General features: G+C 59.0%; 15 protein-coding genes. 11 read left to right on the forward strand and 4 right to left on the reverse strand.

The features are described 5' to 3' along the window. Position 1: 1 nt before the first annotated feature. The gene (locus QMX98_RS02170) at positions 2 to 493 is read left to right on the forward strand and encodes a DUF2269 domain-containing protein (protein ID WP_010459366.1); all 492 of its coding nucleotides are present in this window, start codon (positions 2 to 4) and stop codon (positions 491 to 493) included. A 39-nt stretch (positions 494 to 532) separates the two neighbouring features. Here the strand turns inward: QMX98_RS02170 and QMX98_RS02175 are convergent, their stop codons facing one another. Beyond that, a complete protein-coding gene (locus tag QMX98_RS02175) occupies positions 533 to 1,279 on the reverse strand; it encodes an SDR family oxidoreductase (protein WP_010459367.1) in 747 nt (248 codons plus the stop codon). Positions 1,280 to 1,458: 179 nt separating this feature from the next. Here QMX98_RS02175 and QMX98_RS02180 point away from each other — a divergent pair, with 179 nt between their 5' ends. Next, complete coding sequence (locus QMX98_RS02180; RefSeq protein ID WP_282410170.1) at positions 1,459 to 2,028, forward strand: YceI family protein; 570 nt, start codon at positions 1,459 to 1,461, stop codon at positions 2,026 to 2,028. A gap of 13 nt (positions 2,029 to 2,041) precedes the next feature. Here QMX98_RS02180 and QMX98_RS02185 read toward each other — a convergent pair whose 3' ends face one another. Next, positions 2,042 to 2,485, reverse strand: a complete 444-nt coding sequence (locus tag QMX98_RS02185; protein ID WP_224795516.1) for a hypothetical protein — start codon at positions 2,483 to 2,485, stop codon at positions 2,042 to 2,044. 297 nt (positions 2,486 to 2,782) lie between these two features. Here QMX98_RS02185 and QMX98_RS02190 point away from each other — a divergent pair, with 297 nt between their 5' ends. After that, positions 2,783 to 3,910 carry a diguanylate cyclase gene (locus QMX98_RS02190; protein WP_282410171.1) on the forward strand — a complete coding sequence of 376 codons (1,128 nt, stop codon included), beginning with the start codon at positions 2,783 to 2,785 and terminating at the stop codon, positions 3,908 to 3,910. 105 nt (positions 3,911 to 4,015) lie between these two features. Here QMX98_RS02190 and QMX98_RS02195 read toward each other — a convergent pair whose 3' ends face one another. After that, positions 4,016 to 4,456, reverse strand: a complete 441-nt coding sequence (locus QMX98_RS02195; protein WP_010459379.1) for a hotdog fold domain-containing protein — start codon at positions 4,454 to 4,456, stop codon at positions 4,016 to 4,018. Positions 4,457 to 4,618: 162 nt separating this feature from the next. On the opposite strand from QMX98_RS02195, the gene QMX98_RS02200 reads away from it, so the two are divergent. The 4 genes from QMX98_RS02200 (at position 4,619) to QMX98_RS02215 (ending at position 8,436) form a co-directional block, all read left to right on the forward strand. Beyond that, positions 4,619 to 5,254, forward strand: a complete 636-nt coding sequence (locus tag QMX98_RS02200; RefSeq protein ID WP_077749872.1) for a TetR/AcrR family transcriptional regulator — start codon at positions 4,619 to 4,621, stop codon at positions 5,252 to 5,254. A gap of 24 nt (positions 5,255 to 5,278) precedes the next feature. Beyond that, positions 5,279 to 5,989 carry a GNAT family N-acetyltransferase gene (locus QMX98_RS02205; protein WP_282410172.1) on the forward strand — a complete coding sequence of 237 codons (711 nt, stop codon included), beginning with the start codon at positions 5,279 to 5,281 and terminating at the stop codon, positions 5,987 to 5,989. 317 nt (positions 5,990 to 6,306) lie between these two features. Continuing rightward, entirely contained in the window at positions 6,307 to 7,959 is a 1,653-nt protein-coding gene (mqo, locus tag QMX98_RS02210; RefSeq protein WP_083377015.1) for a malate dehydrogenase (quinone), read from the forward strand. A gap of 180 nt (positions 7,960 to 8,139) precedes the next feature. Continuing rightward, on the forward strand, positions 8,140 to 8,436 hold the full coding sequence (locus tag QMX98_RS02215; RefSeq protein ID WP_282410173.1) for a hypothetical protein: 297 nt from the start codon (positions 8,140 to 8,142) through the stop codon (positions 8,434 to 8,436). A gap of 80 nt (positions 8,437 to 8,516) precedes the next feature. Here the strand turns inward: QMX98_RS02215 and QMX98_RS02220 are convergent, their stop codons facing one another. Then, complete coding sequence (locus QMX98_RS02220) at positions 8,517 to 9,497, reverse strand: AraC family transcriptional regulator (RefSeq protein ID WP_282410174.1); 981 nt, start codon at positions 9,495 to 9,497, stop codon at positions 8,517 to 8,519. A 26-nt stretch (positions 9,498 to 9,523) separates the two neighbouring features. Between QMX98_RS02220 and QMX98_RS02225 the strand changes: the two genes are divergently transcribed. The 4 genes from QMX98_RS02225 to QMX98_RS02240 all read left to right on the forward strand — a co-directional run bounded on the left by QMX98_RS02225 (position 9,524) and on the right by QMX98_RS02240 (position 16,824). Beyond that, complete coding sequence (locus QMX98_RS02225) at positions 9,524 to 10,492, forward strand: oxidoreductase (RefSeq protein WP_077750309.1); 969 nt, start codon at positions 9,524 to 9,526, stop codon at positions 10,490 to 10,492. A 155-nt stretch (positions 10,493 to 10,647) separates the two neighbouring features. Beyond that, positions 10,648 to 12,858, forward strand: a complete 2,211-nt coding sequence (locus QMX98_RS02230; RefSeq protein WP_282410175.1) for an EAL domain-containing protein — start codon at positions 10,648 to 10,650, stop codon at positions 12,856 to 12,858. Positions 12,859 to 13,021: 163 nt separating this feature from the next. Further along, positions 13,022 to 16,021 (forward strand): molybdopterin cofactor-binding domain-containing protein, encoded by a 3,000-nt coding sequence (locus tag QMX98_RS02235; RefSeq protein ID WP_282410176.1) that lies wholly within the window; start codon positions 13,022 to 13,024, stop codon positions 16,019 to 16,021. Beyond that, a complete protein-coding gene (locus QMX98_RS02240; protein ID WP_282410177.1) occupies positions 16,018 to 16,824 on the forward strand; it encodes an FAD binding domain-containing protein in 807 nt (268 codons plus the stop codon). The genes QMX98_RS02235 and QMX98_RS02240 overlap by 4 nt, the downstream gene beginning before the upstream one ends.

The raw sequence follows: 16,824 nt of genomic DNA on the forward strand, positions 1-16,824 counted from the left end.
CATGCTCTATCTGTGCCTGAAGTACCTGCACGTCATTGCCGCGATTTTCCTGTTCGGGTTCGGCATGGGCTCCTATCTCTATCTGATCGCGGCCAGTCGCACAGCCAACCCGCAAGTGATCGCGCACGTCGCCAGAATGGTGGTGCGCTTCGACACCTGGATTACCACCCCGGCAGGCTTCATTCAGATCGTCTCCGGCTACCTGCTGATGAAAGTGTCCGGGCTGCCCATGAGCACTGAATGGATTCTGACCTCGTTGATCATTTTCCTGTGCGTGGGGTCGTTGTGGCTGCCGGTGTTGGTGCTGCAGAAGCGGCTGCACGGGATGGCGTTGAGCGCGGTGGAGACGGGCGAGGGGCTCGACGCGCAATACCGGTCGGTCTACCAGAAGTGGTTCTGGATGGGCGTGATGGGTTTTGCGGGGATGTTTGTGATCGTGATGATGATGGTCACGAAGATGACGCCGATGCAGTTGATCGAGGCGGTGGCCTAGCGCAACGGCCACGCCTCATATTTGATCTGGCGTTGTCGCCTAGTGGGTCTCAAGCCACTCCTGAAACCGGGTCGCGCCGACAATGGGATTGGCACCTGGTGTCAGCGACTGGTCATTGATCGGCGCTCCGAAGTAAGGGACCGTGTCGTCCGCGACGGTCTGGCGCGGGTCCCGGGTGTGCTTCAAATAGTCGCTCGCGAACTCGATGAGGGGGCGGTTTTCAGGGCCGGCCACTTCGACGGTCTGATTGATCGGTGCTTTCAACGCGATGTCCGTCAGTGCCGCCGCCACATCGGCCGAGGCTACCGGTTGCAGCGCGGCGGACGTCAAGTGAATGGTGTCGCCTTCCTCGCGCCCGGAGTGAGCAATGGCATGGATAAACTCGAAAAACTGCGTGGCCCGCACAATGGTGTAGGGAATGCCCGACTTCTTGATGAGTTTTTCCTGGGCCATTTTCGCCCGGAAGTAACCGCTGTCGAGCATCCGCTCGGTGCCGACCACCGACAGCGCAACATGGTGTTTGACGCCGTCAATTTTCTCCGCCGCGATCAGGTTGTGCCCGGCGGTTTCGAAGAAGTGCAACGCCGCGTGGTCCTCGAACGAAGGCGAGTTCGACACGTCGACCACCACGTCCGCACCTTTCAACGCCTGCGTCAGCCCCTCGCCGCTGATGACATTGACGCCGGTGCTTGGCGACGCCGCCAAGGCTTCATGCCCCAGATCCTGCAGGTTCTGGCAGAGCTTGCTGCCGATCAGCCCGGTGCCACCGATGACGACGATTTTCATGTCCTGTCTCCCGAAGCGGTGAGTGCTTGAATCATTAAACACCTGTGCAGGTGGCCGTATCGGGCGCTGGTGCACGTTGCCGACAGGAGGTCGGAAGTCTCAATGCCTGGTGGAATAAACGGTGGTTCTTTGCTTTAGTCCACCTGTCTGGCCAGCGTGTGCCACGACTGGAGCGCCCCATGAACTCTCGATTCCCGTCGTTTTCCGTACTGGCTGCTGCGCTTGCCTTCGGCTTTTCTCCAGGTGCCGAAGCGGCCGAATACACGCAAGTGAATGAAACCGCCAGCACGATCTCCTTTACGTACAACCAGTTCAGCTCGCGGGTGTACGGCACGTTTGACACGTTCAAGGCCACGCTCGACTTCGACACGGACAACCCCGAGGAGGGCCGTGCCGCGCTGACCATCCAGCTCGGCAGCATCGATGCCGGTAGCGAAGACGCCAACACCGAACTGCAAAGGCCCGCCTGGTTCGACACGCAGAAGTATCCCGAGGCGACGTTTGAATCGACCGCCGTGAACGCGCTGGGTGACCACCGCTATTCGATCACCGGCAAACTGACGCTCAGAGGTGTCACCCGTGAGGTGACCGTTCCGGTCCTCCTGAAAGAGGAGGAGGCCATCGGGATCTTCGATGGCCAGCTAACGCTCAAGCGTAGCGACTTCAAGATCGGCGAGGGTGAATGGGGCGACACGGTTGTTTCCGACGACATCATTATCCGGTTTCGGATGGTTGCGCCGCAGCGGTAGCGGTCAGTGGGGTCTAACGGCAAGCATCCGCCACGGCCTTCTCGGCCCGTTCAATTTCCTGCTTGATGTCCGTGGTGATCCGCTGTTCCTTGAACTTCTGTTCGAGGAATTGCTGGCTGCCCTGGTTTTTCAGCTCCGCGTCGGTGGCGGCGTCCTGCGCCTTCAACTCGGCAGCGTGTGCGTCTATGACGGCTTCAACCTCGGCATCATTCTTCGCGGTATCCAGGGAACTGACCAATTTGCCGACTTCGGCTTTCTCGGCTTCGGCGTAAGCATCGACAGACAGCCCGGCAGCCATCGCTCGAGCTCGAATTTCCACCTCTTCCTTGTGCTGTCGAGCTGCCTTGCACACTGCATCCCGGCGCGCGCGTTCGCCAGTGTTCCATTCTATAAACCCATACGTCGTCACTCCGATCATGGTCAGGGTAATGACGGCGCTGATAAGTTGGGCTCTCACATCGCGCAACCTCAACAGTCAAGTGGATCCGTATGGGTCACTATCGCCCGATTCCATGGGAGGCTTCAAAAGCGTAGCAGGACGAACGCGTTGTACGTTGCCGGGGCTATGTCATTTGGCTCGATGCCTAGGGATAGCTCACTTTGTGCTATTACTTTTCTGACGATTGTCACAGAGGCTTTAAGGGCGCATTGCCGTGAATGTGCGGGTACCCACGAGTCGTAATTGTTTGTTTGCCTAGGTGGCAGGATGCCACAATCGCTTTTTTTGTCGCAGCATCATGATCAGGCGGATCAAATGGGTGGCCCAGGATTTCGGCACGACCAGGATGCTTTCATCGCAGCGCAGGTGCGCAGTGATCGATTGCATCAGCTTTTCCACCAGTCATTCCCTGCGATTTTCGGCAGTTTTCTGGCCGCGATCATGCTGTGCGGGCTGTGCTGGGAGCGTTTTGATCACTCCGTCATTTTCACCTGGATAGGGCTGCTGACAGCGTCGTCGTTGCTGCGCCTCCTGATGTTCGTGGCCTGGTTTCGCTGCCCGGACAGTGAGCGCACCCCGCAACGCTGGGAGAAGAAATACGGGTTCACGCTGGTGTTGTCCGCCGGGATATGGGGGGCGGGTGCATTTGCGGTCATGCCGGCAAACGACCTGTTGGCCCAGGCACTGGTCATGCTTTTTGCCGTCGGCATGTCGGTCAGCGCGGTGTCGTGTTATTCCGCGTATCGATACATGACGCTGGCGTCCATTGGCCTTGTGTTGTTGCCGTGTACGCTCTGGCTGCTGTTTCAAGCGTCAGCGATTCAGGTCGGCATGGCGCTGGCCGTGATTGTGTTCGCCTCATTCGTGGCCAGCGCGACACGCAAACTGGCCGAAGCCCTGGAAACCGCCTTCCTGCTAACCCGCGAAATGGAACGCGCCCATCGCATTGCCACTTACGCCGCACAGACCGATGAACTCACCGGCCTGAAAAATCGCCGCGCTTTTTTCGAGCATGCCCAGCAACTGTTCCATGACTGCCAACACAACCGGTTACCGTTGTGCGCGGTGATGCTGGACATGGATCATTTCAAGCACATCAATGACACCTACGGTCATCAGGTCGGGGATCAGGTGTTGCGGCAAATGGGCGTGATCATCAACCGGTCCTTCCGCGACACGGATGTCTTCGGCAGGCTCGGCGGTGAAGAGTTCGCGATCCTGCTCCCGGATACTTCCATTGAAGTCGCCCTTAACATCGCCGAGCAACTTATCCAGTCGATCGGTGGATTGATGACCGGACCGGTTCACCGTATATCGGCCAGTCTCGGTGTGGCAGCGATGGACATCGGCGACAACGATTTTCAAAGTTTGCTGAATAACGCGGATAAAGCGCTGTATCGAGCCAAGGCGCGTGGGCGTAATCAAGTGGCTGTTTCGGAGTAGGGAGGTAGAAAGGTTTTTTGGCCCTGCTTGAAAGCATTCACGCGATTGGCGGGTTGCGCAATTGTTGTAGCAGCCGGACGCTGGCTGCTACAGGCAGGCGGGCGTTTAAGCGAGCTTCACATTCATGGTGATGCGCGCCGTGAACACCTTCTTGCCTTCGGCATCATGAATATCCACCGGCACGATCTTGTCGCCCTCCGTCCGCCAATCCACCGCCTCGCCATCGGCCACCGCCGTCACATCGCTCTTGGCCTTGGCCAGATACTCGACCGTCATCCCTTTCGGAATCCAGCGCGCACCGGCGGGAATGGACACGTCGGTCATCGTCCCTGCCGCCAGTTCGGCGGCGTTGCACATCGCAATCGCATGAACCGAGCCCAAGTGGTTGGTGATCTCCTTGCTGAACGGCACCTGCACTGTGGCATGACCGGGGCGCAACGCCGAGATCAGCGGCTTGATGGTGCTGAAGTAGGGGGCCACCTGGCAGGCCATTTTGCTGAATGCTTCCGGGCCGGCGCTGTTGAACATGCTGAGAAACTGACTCATTTTGAAGCCTCGCTGAGGGATGGTTTTACAGAATGATGTTCCGTAACAGAATAATATTCTGTTGCGGAACAGTATTCTGTCGCGAGGAAATCTGTCAACCTAGCGCAGCTTTCTCACCGGCAGCCGCCTGCCTTGTCATGAATTTTCTGGCCTGTATCCCGCATGGAAACCGCAGATCTACTCGAGCGCAGCTACCCCGGCAGAAGAGCCGAACTCAAGCGCGACATCTTCAGAAAAGCCTTGGCCCTGTTCAACGAACAAGGGCTCGAAGCCACGACCATCGAAATGATCCGCGCCGAATGCGATACCAGCGTCGGCGCGATCTACCATCATTTCGGCAACAAGGAAGGCTTGGTGGCCGCGTTGTTTTTTACGGCGCTGGACGATCAGGCACTGCTTCGCGACAGCTACCTCGCCGAGGCACAGACGACCGAAGAGGGCGTGCACGCGCTGGTCCACAGCTACGTCGATTGGGTCGACAGCCAGCCCGAGTGGGCACGTTTCCAGTACCACGCGCGATTTGCCGTCACCAAAGGGCCGTTCAAGGAAGAACTGGCCACTCGCAACAAAATCCGTAACCAGACACTCGGCCAATGGCTGGCAGAGCCCGGCCGACGCGATGAATTGCGCGCGTTTCCGGCCGAATTGCTGCCGTCGCTGATCATCGGCCAGGCGGACAGTTACTGCCGGGCCTGGTTGTCGGGGAGGGTGGTCGCCAGTCCGAAGGCCTACCGGGAATTGCTGGCAGAAGCGGCGTGGCGATCAATCTGTGACAATAGCCCCGCCGAAACCCAGTAAAGCGATCCCGGAGTCAGAATTTCAATGCCCGAACTCACCCACTTCGACGCCCCGTGCCCGGAGCCCATCAACAGCCAGATCCTGCAGATGGTCGTCGACAACCTGACCGACATCAGCATGGTCGGCATCGCGCCGAGCAACCCGCTGTACAACGTGTATCAGTACGCGGTCGGTTACGAAGTGCATCTGTACCTGGAAGCCCTCGGCGGGTCCAAGGGCATTGCGGTCGAGTTGATCGTCGCCACCGACGATGAAAACCCTGAAAAGGTCATCGGCTTTCTGCTGTACCTGCCGGTCAAGGACGATCCCGAAGCCTGCGGCGTGGCCTACATGGCCGTTGACTCGGGTCATCGCCGCCGAGGCGTCGCGCGGACCATGTTGCAAGACATGATCTGCCGCTACCCCCACGCCGAACTGACCTGCACCGTGGCCAAGGTGCCGTGGTTCGAGTCGATGGGTTTTCAGGTGCTGGGTGTGCGCGGCACGCAGGTGCTGATGAACACCCGCGACCACAGCAGCGAAGGCTTGATGGGACTGTTGGATGTCACATTTATCTACAGTTCTCTAGAGGTTCGGCAGATACATAACTACTTGCTGCAAAAACACGGAAAGCGCGCGATGGTCGATGCCGAAAAGCAACGCGACCGGCATCTGGACCAAATGACCCACAACGCCAAGGTGTTTGTGCTGAATCGTTTGGGCCGGGACGCGGCGAACGAGCCCCGTCTGGACTAGACTCATAAGTCCTTTTGGGAGCGCGTGGTCGTCCTGCCATGATATTCTGCGCGCCAACTTGGTTTGACCTATTCAGTTGGCCCGTCCTTGAGACGTGCCGACAGGATCAATGTCGCTCAAGTAGCTGAAGCCAATAATGATAAAAAGTCAGTTCAGTAGGGACATATAAATTGAGGTCGATGCAGACAGTCGGCCTTGTGTGCCCACCCTTCGATTCTTGTGTACGAGCACCCATGACGTCCTGCCTGAATGTCGTGAACCAAGGGGCCGTGAGCGGGAATGGAAGGGCGGATGGCGTTTTATCATAGGTGCTACAGATGTTTAAGAAAATGAACACGGCCCTGCTGGGGCTGGCTTTGTCGATGGGGATCACGTCCGTTCACGCGGCAGAGGCAAAGAAAGTCGATGTACTGCTGATCGGCGGCGGCATCATGAGCGCGACCCTGGGTGTCTGGCTCAACGAGCTGGAACCTGGCACTTCGATGGAAATGATCGAGCGCCTCGACGGCGTCGCCCTGGAGAGCTCCAACGGCTGGAACAACGCCGGTACCGGTCACTCCGCCCTGGCCGAATTGAACTACACCCCGGAAGACGACAAGGGCAACGTACAGATCCCGAAAGCCGTTGAAATCAACGAAGCGTTCCAGATCTCCCGTCAGTTCTGGGCCTGGCAGGTTCAGCAAGGCGTGCTGAAAAACCCGCGTTCGTTCATCAACTCCACGCCGCACATGAGCTTTGTGTGGGGCGATGACAACATCAAGTTCCTGAAGAAGCGCTACGAAGCCCTGCAAGCGAGCCCGCTGTTCGCCGGCATGCAGTACTCCGAAGACCCGGCTGTGATCAAGAAGTGGGTTCCGCTGATGATGGAAGGGCGCGACCCGAACCAGAAAATCGCGGCCACCTGGAGCCCGATCGGCACCGACGTCAACTTTGGCGAAATCACCCGCCAGTTCGTCGCGCACCTGCAAACCACACCGAAGTTCGACTTGAAACTGTCTAGCGAAGTGCAAGACATCACCAAGAACGACGACGGCACCTGGCGCGTCAGCTACAAAAACCTGAAAGACGGCACCCAGTCCGAAACCGACGCCAAGTTCGTGTTCATCGGCGCGGGCGGCGGTGCACTGCACCTGCTGCAGAAGTCCGGTATTCCTGAAGCCAAGGAATACGCAGGCTTCCCGGTAGGCGGCTCGTTCCTCGTCACCGAAAACCCGACCCTGGCCGAACAACACCTGGCCAAGGCCTACGGCAAAGCCTCCGTTGGCGCACCGCCAATGTCGGTTCCGCACCTGGACACCCGTGTCCTGGACGGCAAGCGCGTCATTCTGTTTGGCCCATTCGCGACCTTCAGCACCAAGTTCCTGAAGGAAGGCTCGTACCTGGACCTGCTGACCACCACCACCACGCATAACGTGTGGCCAATGACCAAAGTCGGCATCAAGGAATACCCGCTGGTCGAGTACCTCGCCGGCCAACTGATGCTGTCTGACGAAGACCGCCTCAACGCCCTGAAAGAATACTTCCCGAACGCCAAAGCCGAAGACTGGCGCCTGTGGCAAGCCGGCCAACGCGTGCAAATCATCAAGCGTGATGAAGCAGCGGGTGGCGTGCTGAAGCTGGGCACCGAGATCGTTGCATCGCAAGACGGCACCATTGCCGGCCTGCTGGGCGCATCGCCTGGCGCCTCGACGGCTGCTCCGATCATGCTGACCGTGCTGCAGAAAGTGTTCAAGGACAAGGTCGCTTCGCCTGCCTGGCAGGAAAAGCTGCATCAGATCGTGCCGAGCTATGGCACTCAGCTGAACGGCAGCCCTGAGAAGGTTGCGCAGGAGTGGGCTTACACCGCCAAGGTGCTGCAACTGACACCGCCGCCAGCGATTGGTCAGGTAGCGGCTCCGGCTGCTGCTCCGGCTGATGCTGATAAGGCGAAAGCGCCGAAGGCTAATGCTGCCAGTGATATGGCTTTGTAAGTAGAAGCGTAATAAGAGAAAGCCCACTGATCGGAGACGGTCAGTGGGCTTTTTTGTGGGGAGTGGTTTTCGAGGGGGTAGATTCATCTGGGCTCACATCTCGGTGCTTCATCCAAAGCCTGTCTCAACGCATCAAAAATTTTGAACCGCCTTTGGGTGCGCTCGCCTAATGATTAGCTTGTGGACGAATCGCACAGGCAATGTGCCAATACCGGCATTTTCCGAGAGGTGGTCAACGTGGCTAAAGACGAGAAGAAAAGCAAAGGTGATGCTTCGAACGCCAGCAAGGATTTGAAAGACAAAAAGTCATCGAAGGCAAAGAAATCAGCTGCGGCTTCGGCTCTTTCGAAATCTTCCGAAAAGAAAGACAAGAAAAAAGATGCCGAACCGAAGAAATCTGCAAAAAAAGCTGATAGCAAGCCAGACAAGGCTAAGAAATCAGACAAGGCAGAAAAGCCGGCGAAAAAGAAAAAGTGACCTCTGCGATCTGCTAGGGCGTTACGCCCTAGCTTCCTCAGGCCAAATTGCGAGCAAGCCTGGCCCACCTCAATACCCGGTTATCGCAGTGCTTCGCGTCGATATTGTCCGGGCGATTTTCCGTGAACACGGCGGAACGCGACTCCAAAGGCAGCATCCGACAGATAACCCAGCGAAGCGGCAACGGTAGCGACGTTGTCCGTGCCATCGCGCAACCTCGACGCCGCCACTTGCATGCGCCATCGCGTGACATATTCGCCGGGCGACTGCCCCACGCGCGTCTTGAATAATGCAGTAAAGCCAGAGCGGGACATGCAAGCCATATCCGCCATTTCAGCCAACCTCAAAGATTTTTCGGGTGCGCCATGAATGGCACGCAACACCTTGGCGATGACCGGATCTCGAAGTCCTCCCAGCCAATTCAAATCAGTAGCGTCGGCGGCGGTGATGCGATGGCGAAGCACGTGAATGAAGATCAGCCGCAGCAGATCGTTGCACATTGCTTGCGCGCCAGCTTGATTCGATTGCCACTCACGATCCAGTTCATCCAGCAGCCAGCCAAACGACGATGCGCCTCCGGACCCGGCGCGGATGATGAGTGCAGGCGGCAATGCATCGAGCAACTCCATCGCCGCAGGACCGACAAGTGAAACGCTGCCGCCCAGCAACTCGACATCGTCACCCACGCCGAACATTGCCGACGCCCCCGCATGGGAAAACACATCGGAGGCATTTATCGCCTCCACATCCGGCCCGCTGGCCAGAACGAACGGCGTACGAGCAACGACAAAACAGTCGCCAGCCCTTAGATGACAAGGCGCCATGCCGTCCATGCGCAACCAGCACTCGCCTCGTCGCACGACATTGAATTTCAATTCGATGGGCCGGAACTGTAATGCCCAAGTGCCGCCTGCCTGCAATCGCACGGAGCAGGCGGCACGCAGTCCTGACAGCGCCAGGACTTCGGACAATGGATCAGAAACTGAATTTTGGATGATCACGATAGAAAACCGGGTTTCTTGAGCTGTTTCGTCCAGCGAGCTTAGTGAAGAATCGAGCACTTCGATACCTGCGAGGGAGATTTCTCATGCCGACGCTTCAAAACCCTATTCACTCCGACTTCAATGCCGCCAGTACCGCCGCCGAGGTCATGGCAGGTGTTGACCTGACCGGCAAAATTGCGATCGTCACCGGCGGTTATTCGGGAATCGGACTGGTCACCACGAAGAGCCTGGCTGCCGCCGGCGCGCACGTTATCGTTCCCGCCCGAGATCCGGTCCGGGCCCTGGCTGCCCTGGCAGAGGTCAAGCGGGTCGAAGTACTGGAGATGGACTTGATGCAACCCGCATCGGTTGAAGCCTTCAGCCGACGCATGCTCAACAGTGGCCGTCCGATCTCGCTGCTGATCAACTGCGCCGGGGTCATGGCCTCGCCACTGACGCGAGACGGCGATGGGCACGAAAGTCAGTTCGCTACGAACCATCTCGGTCATTACCGCCTGACTTGCGGGCTGTGGCCGGCACTGATTGCCGCGGGTGCGGCGCGCGTGGTTTCGGTCTCGTCACGAGGGCATCAGATCGCCGGGGTGGATTTTGACGACATCGATTTTTTGCGCCGGCCATACGACAAGTGGGTGGCGTACGGTCAGTCGAAAACCGCCAACGCATTGTTTGCGATGGCGCTCGACAAACGCGGACGTCATCGCGGCGTGCGGGCATTCTCGCTGCACCCGGGGCAAGTCCTGACCAGCCTCGGACGCCATCTGAGCAGCGCCGAAATAGCCGCATTCGACGTGCTGGATGAGCACGGTCGGCAGCGCCTGAACCCGGAGATCGGACTCAAGACACTGGAACAGGGCGCTGCAACCGGCCTGTGGTGTGCGACCAGCGCCACGCTTGCAACCTTGGGCGGTGTTTACTGCGAAGATTGCAATATCGCCTCTATCAACGAATCGGAGACGGGACGCAAGGGCGTGGCCAGATGGGCAGTCGATCTTGAGTATGCCGAGCGTCTTTGGGCCGCATCGGAGCAATGGACAGAGATGACAGTTTCATAAATCTGATACTGTTTTTTATGTTGGATCTGAGTCTTTTTTTAGTGCGTCGGTGCTCTATAGAGTGCGCGTCCGACGCACTAGTGGACAGTGATCGGCCGCCTACTATTTCTGGCTCTCTGAAGACCGGACGACCTCGAGAGTCTTCAGGAACCACCATGAATACTCGTCCTGGTTTTCGCAGCAAGACACTCCCCGAATCGCAACGTGACATTCTCGGTATGATCGCGACCGATCATCATCTGGGCGACATACTCTGCGCCATCTGCCAGATGCACGACGCACAGGCCCCCGAAACCTTCTGTTCGATACTGCTCACTGATGCCGAGGGCAAACGCTTGCTGAGCGGCGCGGCGCCCAGCCTTCCGGTCGAATACAGTGACGCGATTCATGGAATGGCCATTGGTCCACAGGAAGGAACCTGCGGCACCGCTGCGTTCCGGCGCGAGCTTGTGGTCACCGAAGACATCGCCCGGGACCCCAACTGGGAGCGTTTCCGCAGCCTGGCGCTGGGGCATAACCTGCGTTCCTGCTGGTCGGTGCCTTTGCTCTCCCATCAGGGACGCGTGTTGGGTACATTTACCCTGTACCAGAACCGCGTCCATGCGCCGGACGAGGCGCAGATTCAACGACTGGACCGCGCGGCCCAACTGGCAGTCATTGCGATTCGTCATGAGCGTGATGGCCAACGACTGGAGGAAAGCGAACAACGTTTTCGTTCATTGTTCACCTACAACCCCCACCCCGTGTTCTCCCTCGATCTGTTCGGCAATATCCAAAGTGTGAACGCAGCAGGCCTGAAGCTGAAACCGTACACCGCAACCGATTTCATTGGTCATCACTTTTCCCATCTGGTACTCGAAGAGGACCTGGAGCGGGTCAGTCAGCATTTTTCCGCAGCCCGCGCCGGAGAACCTCAGCGCTTCGAGGCACGGGTTCTCGACGAGAGTGACAATCTGCTGACCATGGACATCTCTAACCTGCCGATCATGGTCAACGGAGAAATCGTCGGGGTATTCGGCATTGCCCGGGACATCAGCGAGCAGAAGCATTACGAGCGCCAGTTGAGCTTCAACGCCAGCCATGACCGGCTGACCGGCTTGCTCAACCGTGTTTCGCTTGAAGAACGGCTTGTTCTGGATTGTCACATCAGTCGTCGGCGCAAGCGTCGTCTGGCGGTGATGTGCATTGATCTGGATGGATTCAAATCCATCAACGATTCGATCGGACACTACTTCGGCGATCAGGTGCTGATTGAGGTGGCGCAGCGTATGACCCAGCAGATTCGTCCCGGCGATACCATCGTGCGCATGGGCGGTGATGAATTTATCGTTCTGCTGCCGGACTTGCTTCGTGATGAGGACGTTGTACCGGTAGCCGAGCGATTGATGGCCAGCATTGCCAGGCCCTACTGCATCCAGGGCATTGACCTGCACCTGAGCGCAAGTGTCGGCATCACCCTGAACGATGGTCACATCGAGCAGCCGATGCAGCTGATTCAGCAGGCTGACATGGCCATGTACAAAGCCAAGCAGCAAGGGCGCAACAACTTTCAGTGGTACACCAGCGATCTAAATCAGCGCGTTTGCGAGCACGCGAGCCTGCGCAATGACCTGCAAAAGGCTATCGAGACCCAGTCGCTCAAGCTGCATTATCAACCGCAGATAGAAGCGCGCACGGGTCGGGTGGTCGGGATCGAAGCGTTGCTGCGCTGGGAGCATCCGGAAAAAGGCTTTATCTCACCCGCGGTGTTTGTGCCGGTGGCAGAGGACAGTGGTCAGATCATCCCGCTAAGCCTTTGGGTACTCGATACGGCCTGCGCGCAACTGCGCCAGCTAGGCGAGCAGGGCATTACGAGCATCTCAATGGCCGTGAATATTTCGCCGATGCATTTTCAGCGTGGCCAGTTCGTCCAGTGTGTCCAGGCCACCCTGGAGAAACATGGTCTGCGTGGTGAGCAGTTGGAGCTGGAGATCACCGAGTCGCTGCTGTTGCATAACGCGGAACAGGCAATCGACACGTTGCACCGGCTCAAGGCGCTGGGGGTGCGCATTGCGCTCGATGATTTCGGCACCGGTTTTTCCAGCCTCAGCTATCTCAAGCGTTTGCCCATCGACAAGATCAAGATTGACCGCTCGTTCATTCAGGAAATCGCTACCGACCCTCACGATGCAGCGATCACCCAAGGCATTATTTCCATGGCCCATCACCTCAGTCTGACGGTGGTCGCCGAGGGCGTGGAAACGGCGTCCCAGGTGGATTTCCTGAAGGGCAGTCGTTGCGATATTTTTCAGGGGTATTACTTCGCCAAACCGATGCCTTGTGCAGAAATCGAAGCTTTCCTGAGCCATCCCGCGTCCCATCCCTGACCGGCCATTATGTCGGGTCTCAGTCCTGAAAATCAGACGCTAAGGCAAATTTTCAGACTCCAGCGCAGAACTCCCTCTCCTCAGGCAAGGCGCTCCCCGCGCCTTTCTCACACACTCGGCTCTAACGCTATCGCGCTGCACAACAACAAGAGCCGCGAAAAAAATGACTACTTTCCAGCCTGCTACCGAAAGCCCGACCAGCCACATCGGCGCCCGTCAGACCCGTGTCGAGGACGCCGCCTTGTTGCGCGGCCTCGGCTGCTATGCCGATGACGCTGCGATCCCTCCGGGAACGCTGCACGCGGCGATCATCCGCTCACCCCACGCTCATGCACGTATCACCTCGGTGGACTTTTCCCGTGCGCTGCTGATGAAAGGTGTGCACGGCGTGCTGATCGGCGAAGACGTCAAACGCTGGGCGCTGCCGTTCCCGGTGGGTGTGCGTCAGCCGATGGAGCACTGGTGCGTCGCCGTCGACAAGGTGCGTTACGTCGGGGAGCCGGTGGCCGTGGTGATCGCCGAGAGCCGCTATCTGGCCGAGGACGCCATCGAAGGGGTGCGCGTTGAATACGAGCCGCTGCCACCGATCATCGATCCTGAACTGGCCACTGCCGAACAGGCGCCGGTCCTGCACGAAGCAGTCGGCAGCAACGTGGTCAATGAGCGGCACTTTCGTTATGGCGAGCCGGAGCAGGCCTTCGAGCAGGCGCCGCACAAGGTCTCGCTCAAAGTAAAGTTTCCGCGCAGTTCCTGCACGCCCATCGAATGCTATGTGGTGCTGGCTCAGTACGAGCGCGCCACCGGCATTTATGACGTGCTGGCCAATTTTCAGGGCCCTTATGCGTTGCACACGGTCATGGCCCGGGCACTGAATGTACCCGGCAACCGCCTCCGTTTGCGTACACCGAAAGATTCCGGCGGCAGCTTTGGCATCAAGCAAGGGGTTTTCCCTTACGTGGTGATGATGGGCCTGGCGTCACGCAAGGTCGGTGCACCGGTGAAGTGGGTCGAGGACCGTCTGGAACATCTTCAGGGGGCTTCTTCGGCGACCAATCGGGTGACCGAAATTGAAGCGGCGGTAGAAGCCGATGGCCGTATCACCGCTTTGCGTTATGACCAGATCGACGATTGTGGTGCCTACCTGAGAGCGCCTGAACCGGCGACTTTCTACCGCATGCACGGCAACCTGACGGGTGCCTACGCGATCCGCAATTTGCAAGTGCGCAACCGAGTGGTGCTGACCAACAAAACCCCTTCCGGCCTGAACCGTGGTTTCGGTGGCCCACAGGTGTATTTCGCCCTTGAACGGTTGCTGCAACACATCGCCGTGCAGTTGAAGCTTGATCCGTTGGATGTGATCCGCCGCAACCTGGTGCCGGCCGATGCCTTCCCTTATCGCGCGGCTGCCGGTGCGTTGCTCGATTCCGGCAACTACCAGGCTGGCATTGCCTTGGCGGCGGCTGATGGCGGTCTCGACGAGTTGCTCAAACGTCGTGATCAGGCGCGTGCCGAAGGCCGGATCTATGGCATTGGTTATGCCGCTGTCATCGAACCGTCGATTTCCAACATGGGCTACATCACCACTGCGATGACACCCGAAGAGCGGCGCAAGGCCGGTCCGAAAAACGGCGCTGTCGCCACCGCAACCATCAACGTCGGCCCGTTGGGTGACGTCAGTGTGCATGTGTCCTCGGCACCGCAAGGGCAGGGCCATCAAACCACCGTCGCTCAAGTCGTCGCCGAAGTGCTTGGGGTTGCGCTGGAATCCATCGTGGTCAACGTCGAGCTGGACACCCAGAAGGACGCCTGGTCGATTGCCTCGGGCAACTATTCCAGCCGCTTCGCCGGCGCTGTGGCCGGTGCCGTTTACAAAGCCGCGCTGAAGATCCGCGATCGCCTCGCCGCGATTGCCGCCGAGCAATTGCAGGCCAGTCCCGAAGATATTCGTTTCGCCGGCGGCAAGATATTCGTGGTCAATGGCGGGGCGGTAGCACCATTTCATCGGATTGCCGGTGCGACCCACTGGTCGCCGGGCCTGCTGCCGGAAGGGGAAAACGGCGGTCTGCGTGAAACCGCCTTCTGGAGCCCGCCGCAATTGGAGGCACCGGACGACAAGGATCAGGTCAACAGCTCGCTGTGCTACGGCTTTGTCTTCGACATCTGCGGTCTGGAAATCGACCGCATGACCGGCGAGATCCACATCGATCGCTACGTCACCTGCCATGACGCCGGCCGCCTGCTCAACCCGGCACTGGTCGATGGCCAGATTCGTGGCGGCTTCACCCAAGGCCTCGGCGCGGCGCTGATGGAAGAGTTCGCCTATGGCGAGGACGGCAGCTTCCTCTCCGGGACCTTCGCTGATTATCTGGTGCCGACCGCACCGGAAGTGATCGAACCGATGATCCTGCACATGGAAACGCCATCGCCCTTCACCCCACTGGGCGCCAAGGGTGTGGGCGAGGGCAACAATATGAGCACGCCGGTGTGCGTCGCCAACGCGGTGGCCGACGCCCTCGGCCGCTCGGACATCCGTCTGCCACTGACGCCATCGAAAGTACGCACGCTGATCGGGATCGACGAGCCGCCACGGCCCGCCGGTATGGAGCCCGATGAAAACCTCGACGCAGTACCTGCCGGTGGACCGGCACTGCGGGCCAACGACTCTGTGGTGATTCCTGCTTCGCCGCAACAGGTCTTCGACACCTTGCTCGACCCGCAGACGCTGGCTGCGATCATTCCCGGTTGTCACGACCTCGTGCTTGAAGGCGAAAACCGTTACCGCGCAGACGTCACTGTCGGCGTCGGCATGATCCGCGCGCGCTTCGAGGCCAAGGTTGCCCTGAGTGATCTGGACCCGCCGCATTCATTGCGTCTGTCCGGTTCCGGCAGCAGCTCGATGGGGTCGGCCCAGGGGCAGGCCAAGGTGCGTTTCGTTGAACTGGAAAACGGCCACACACGCCTGGAATACCAATACCAGGTGGCGGTCAGCGGCAAGGTCGCCGCGGTCGGCGGCCGAATGTTGCAAGGGGCCTCGAAAGTGATCATCGGACAAATCTTTACTCGCCTGTCGCAACGGGTCAGCGGCCAAGCCATCTCTACCGGCTGGTGGGCGCGGCTGCGTGCGTCGCTTGGCGCACTGTTTGGCAAGGGAGGTGCGCAATGAAACCGGCTGCTTTCGATTACGTTCGGGCTGACACCCGTCGTCAGGTGGTTGAGCTGCTCGCCGAGTACGGCCAGGAAGCTCGCATCATCGCCGGTGGCCAATCGCTGATGGCGGTGCTGAACATGCGCCTGGCTCAGCCCAAGTTGCTGATCGATATCAATCATGTGGCTGACCTGGCCTATATCGAACTGCGCAAGGATTGCCTGGCGGTAGGTGCCGGGGTACGACAGGCGCAGTTGCTGGCGCGTTCGACCCTGATGGACGAGGTGCCTTTATTGGCGCTGGCAATGCCTTGGATCGGTCACTTCCAGACGCGTAATCGCGGCACAGTCTGCGGTTCGGTGGCTCATGCCGACCCGAGCGCCGAGTTGCCGCTGTGCCTGGTGACGCTGGGTGGCGAGATCGTTCTGGAGTCGAAAAAAGGCAAGCGCATTGTCAAGGCTGCTGACTTCTTCCAAGGCATTCTCACCACCGACAAGCGTGCGGATGAACTGGTTGTCGAGGTGCGCTTTCCGCTCAAGCGCGAAGGCATTACCTATCGCTTCCGCGAGATCGCCATGCGCCACGGCGACTTTGCAATTGTCTCCCTGGCCGCAGCCATCGGCGCGGATCAGGTCGAACTGGGCATCGGCGGGGTCGCCGACCGTCCGCAACGTCGCAGCCTGCCTCGTGGTGCGGAGCTGCCGGACGCGCTCAATCAAACCGCCTGGTCGCTCGATGCACAAGACGATGTGCACGCCAGCGCTGCCTATCGCCGCCAACTGATTCGCGAGCTGGGTCACCAGCTGATCGAAGGAGTCTGA

The sequence above is a fragment of the Pseudomonas sp. PS02303 genome (assembly GCF_029959925.1).
GTDB lineage: Bacteria > Pseudomonadota > Gammaproteobacteria > Pseudomonadales > Pseudomonadaceae > Aquipseudomonas > Aquipseudomonas mandelii.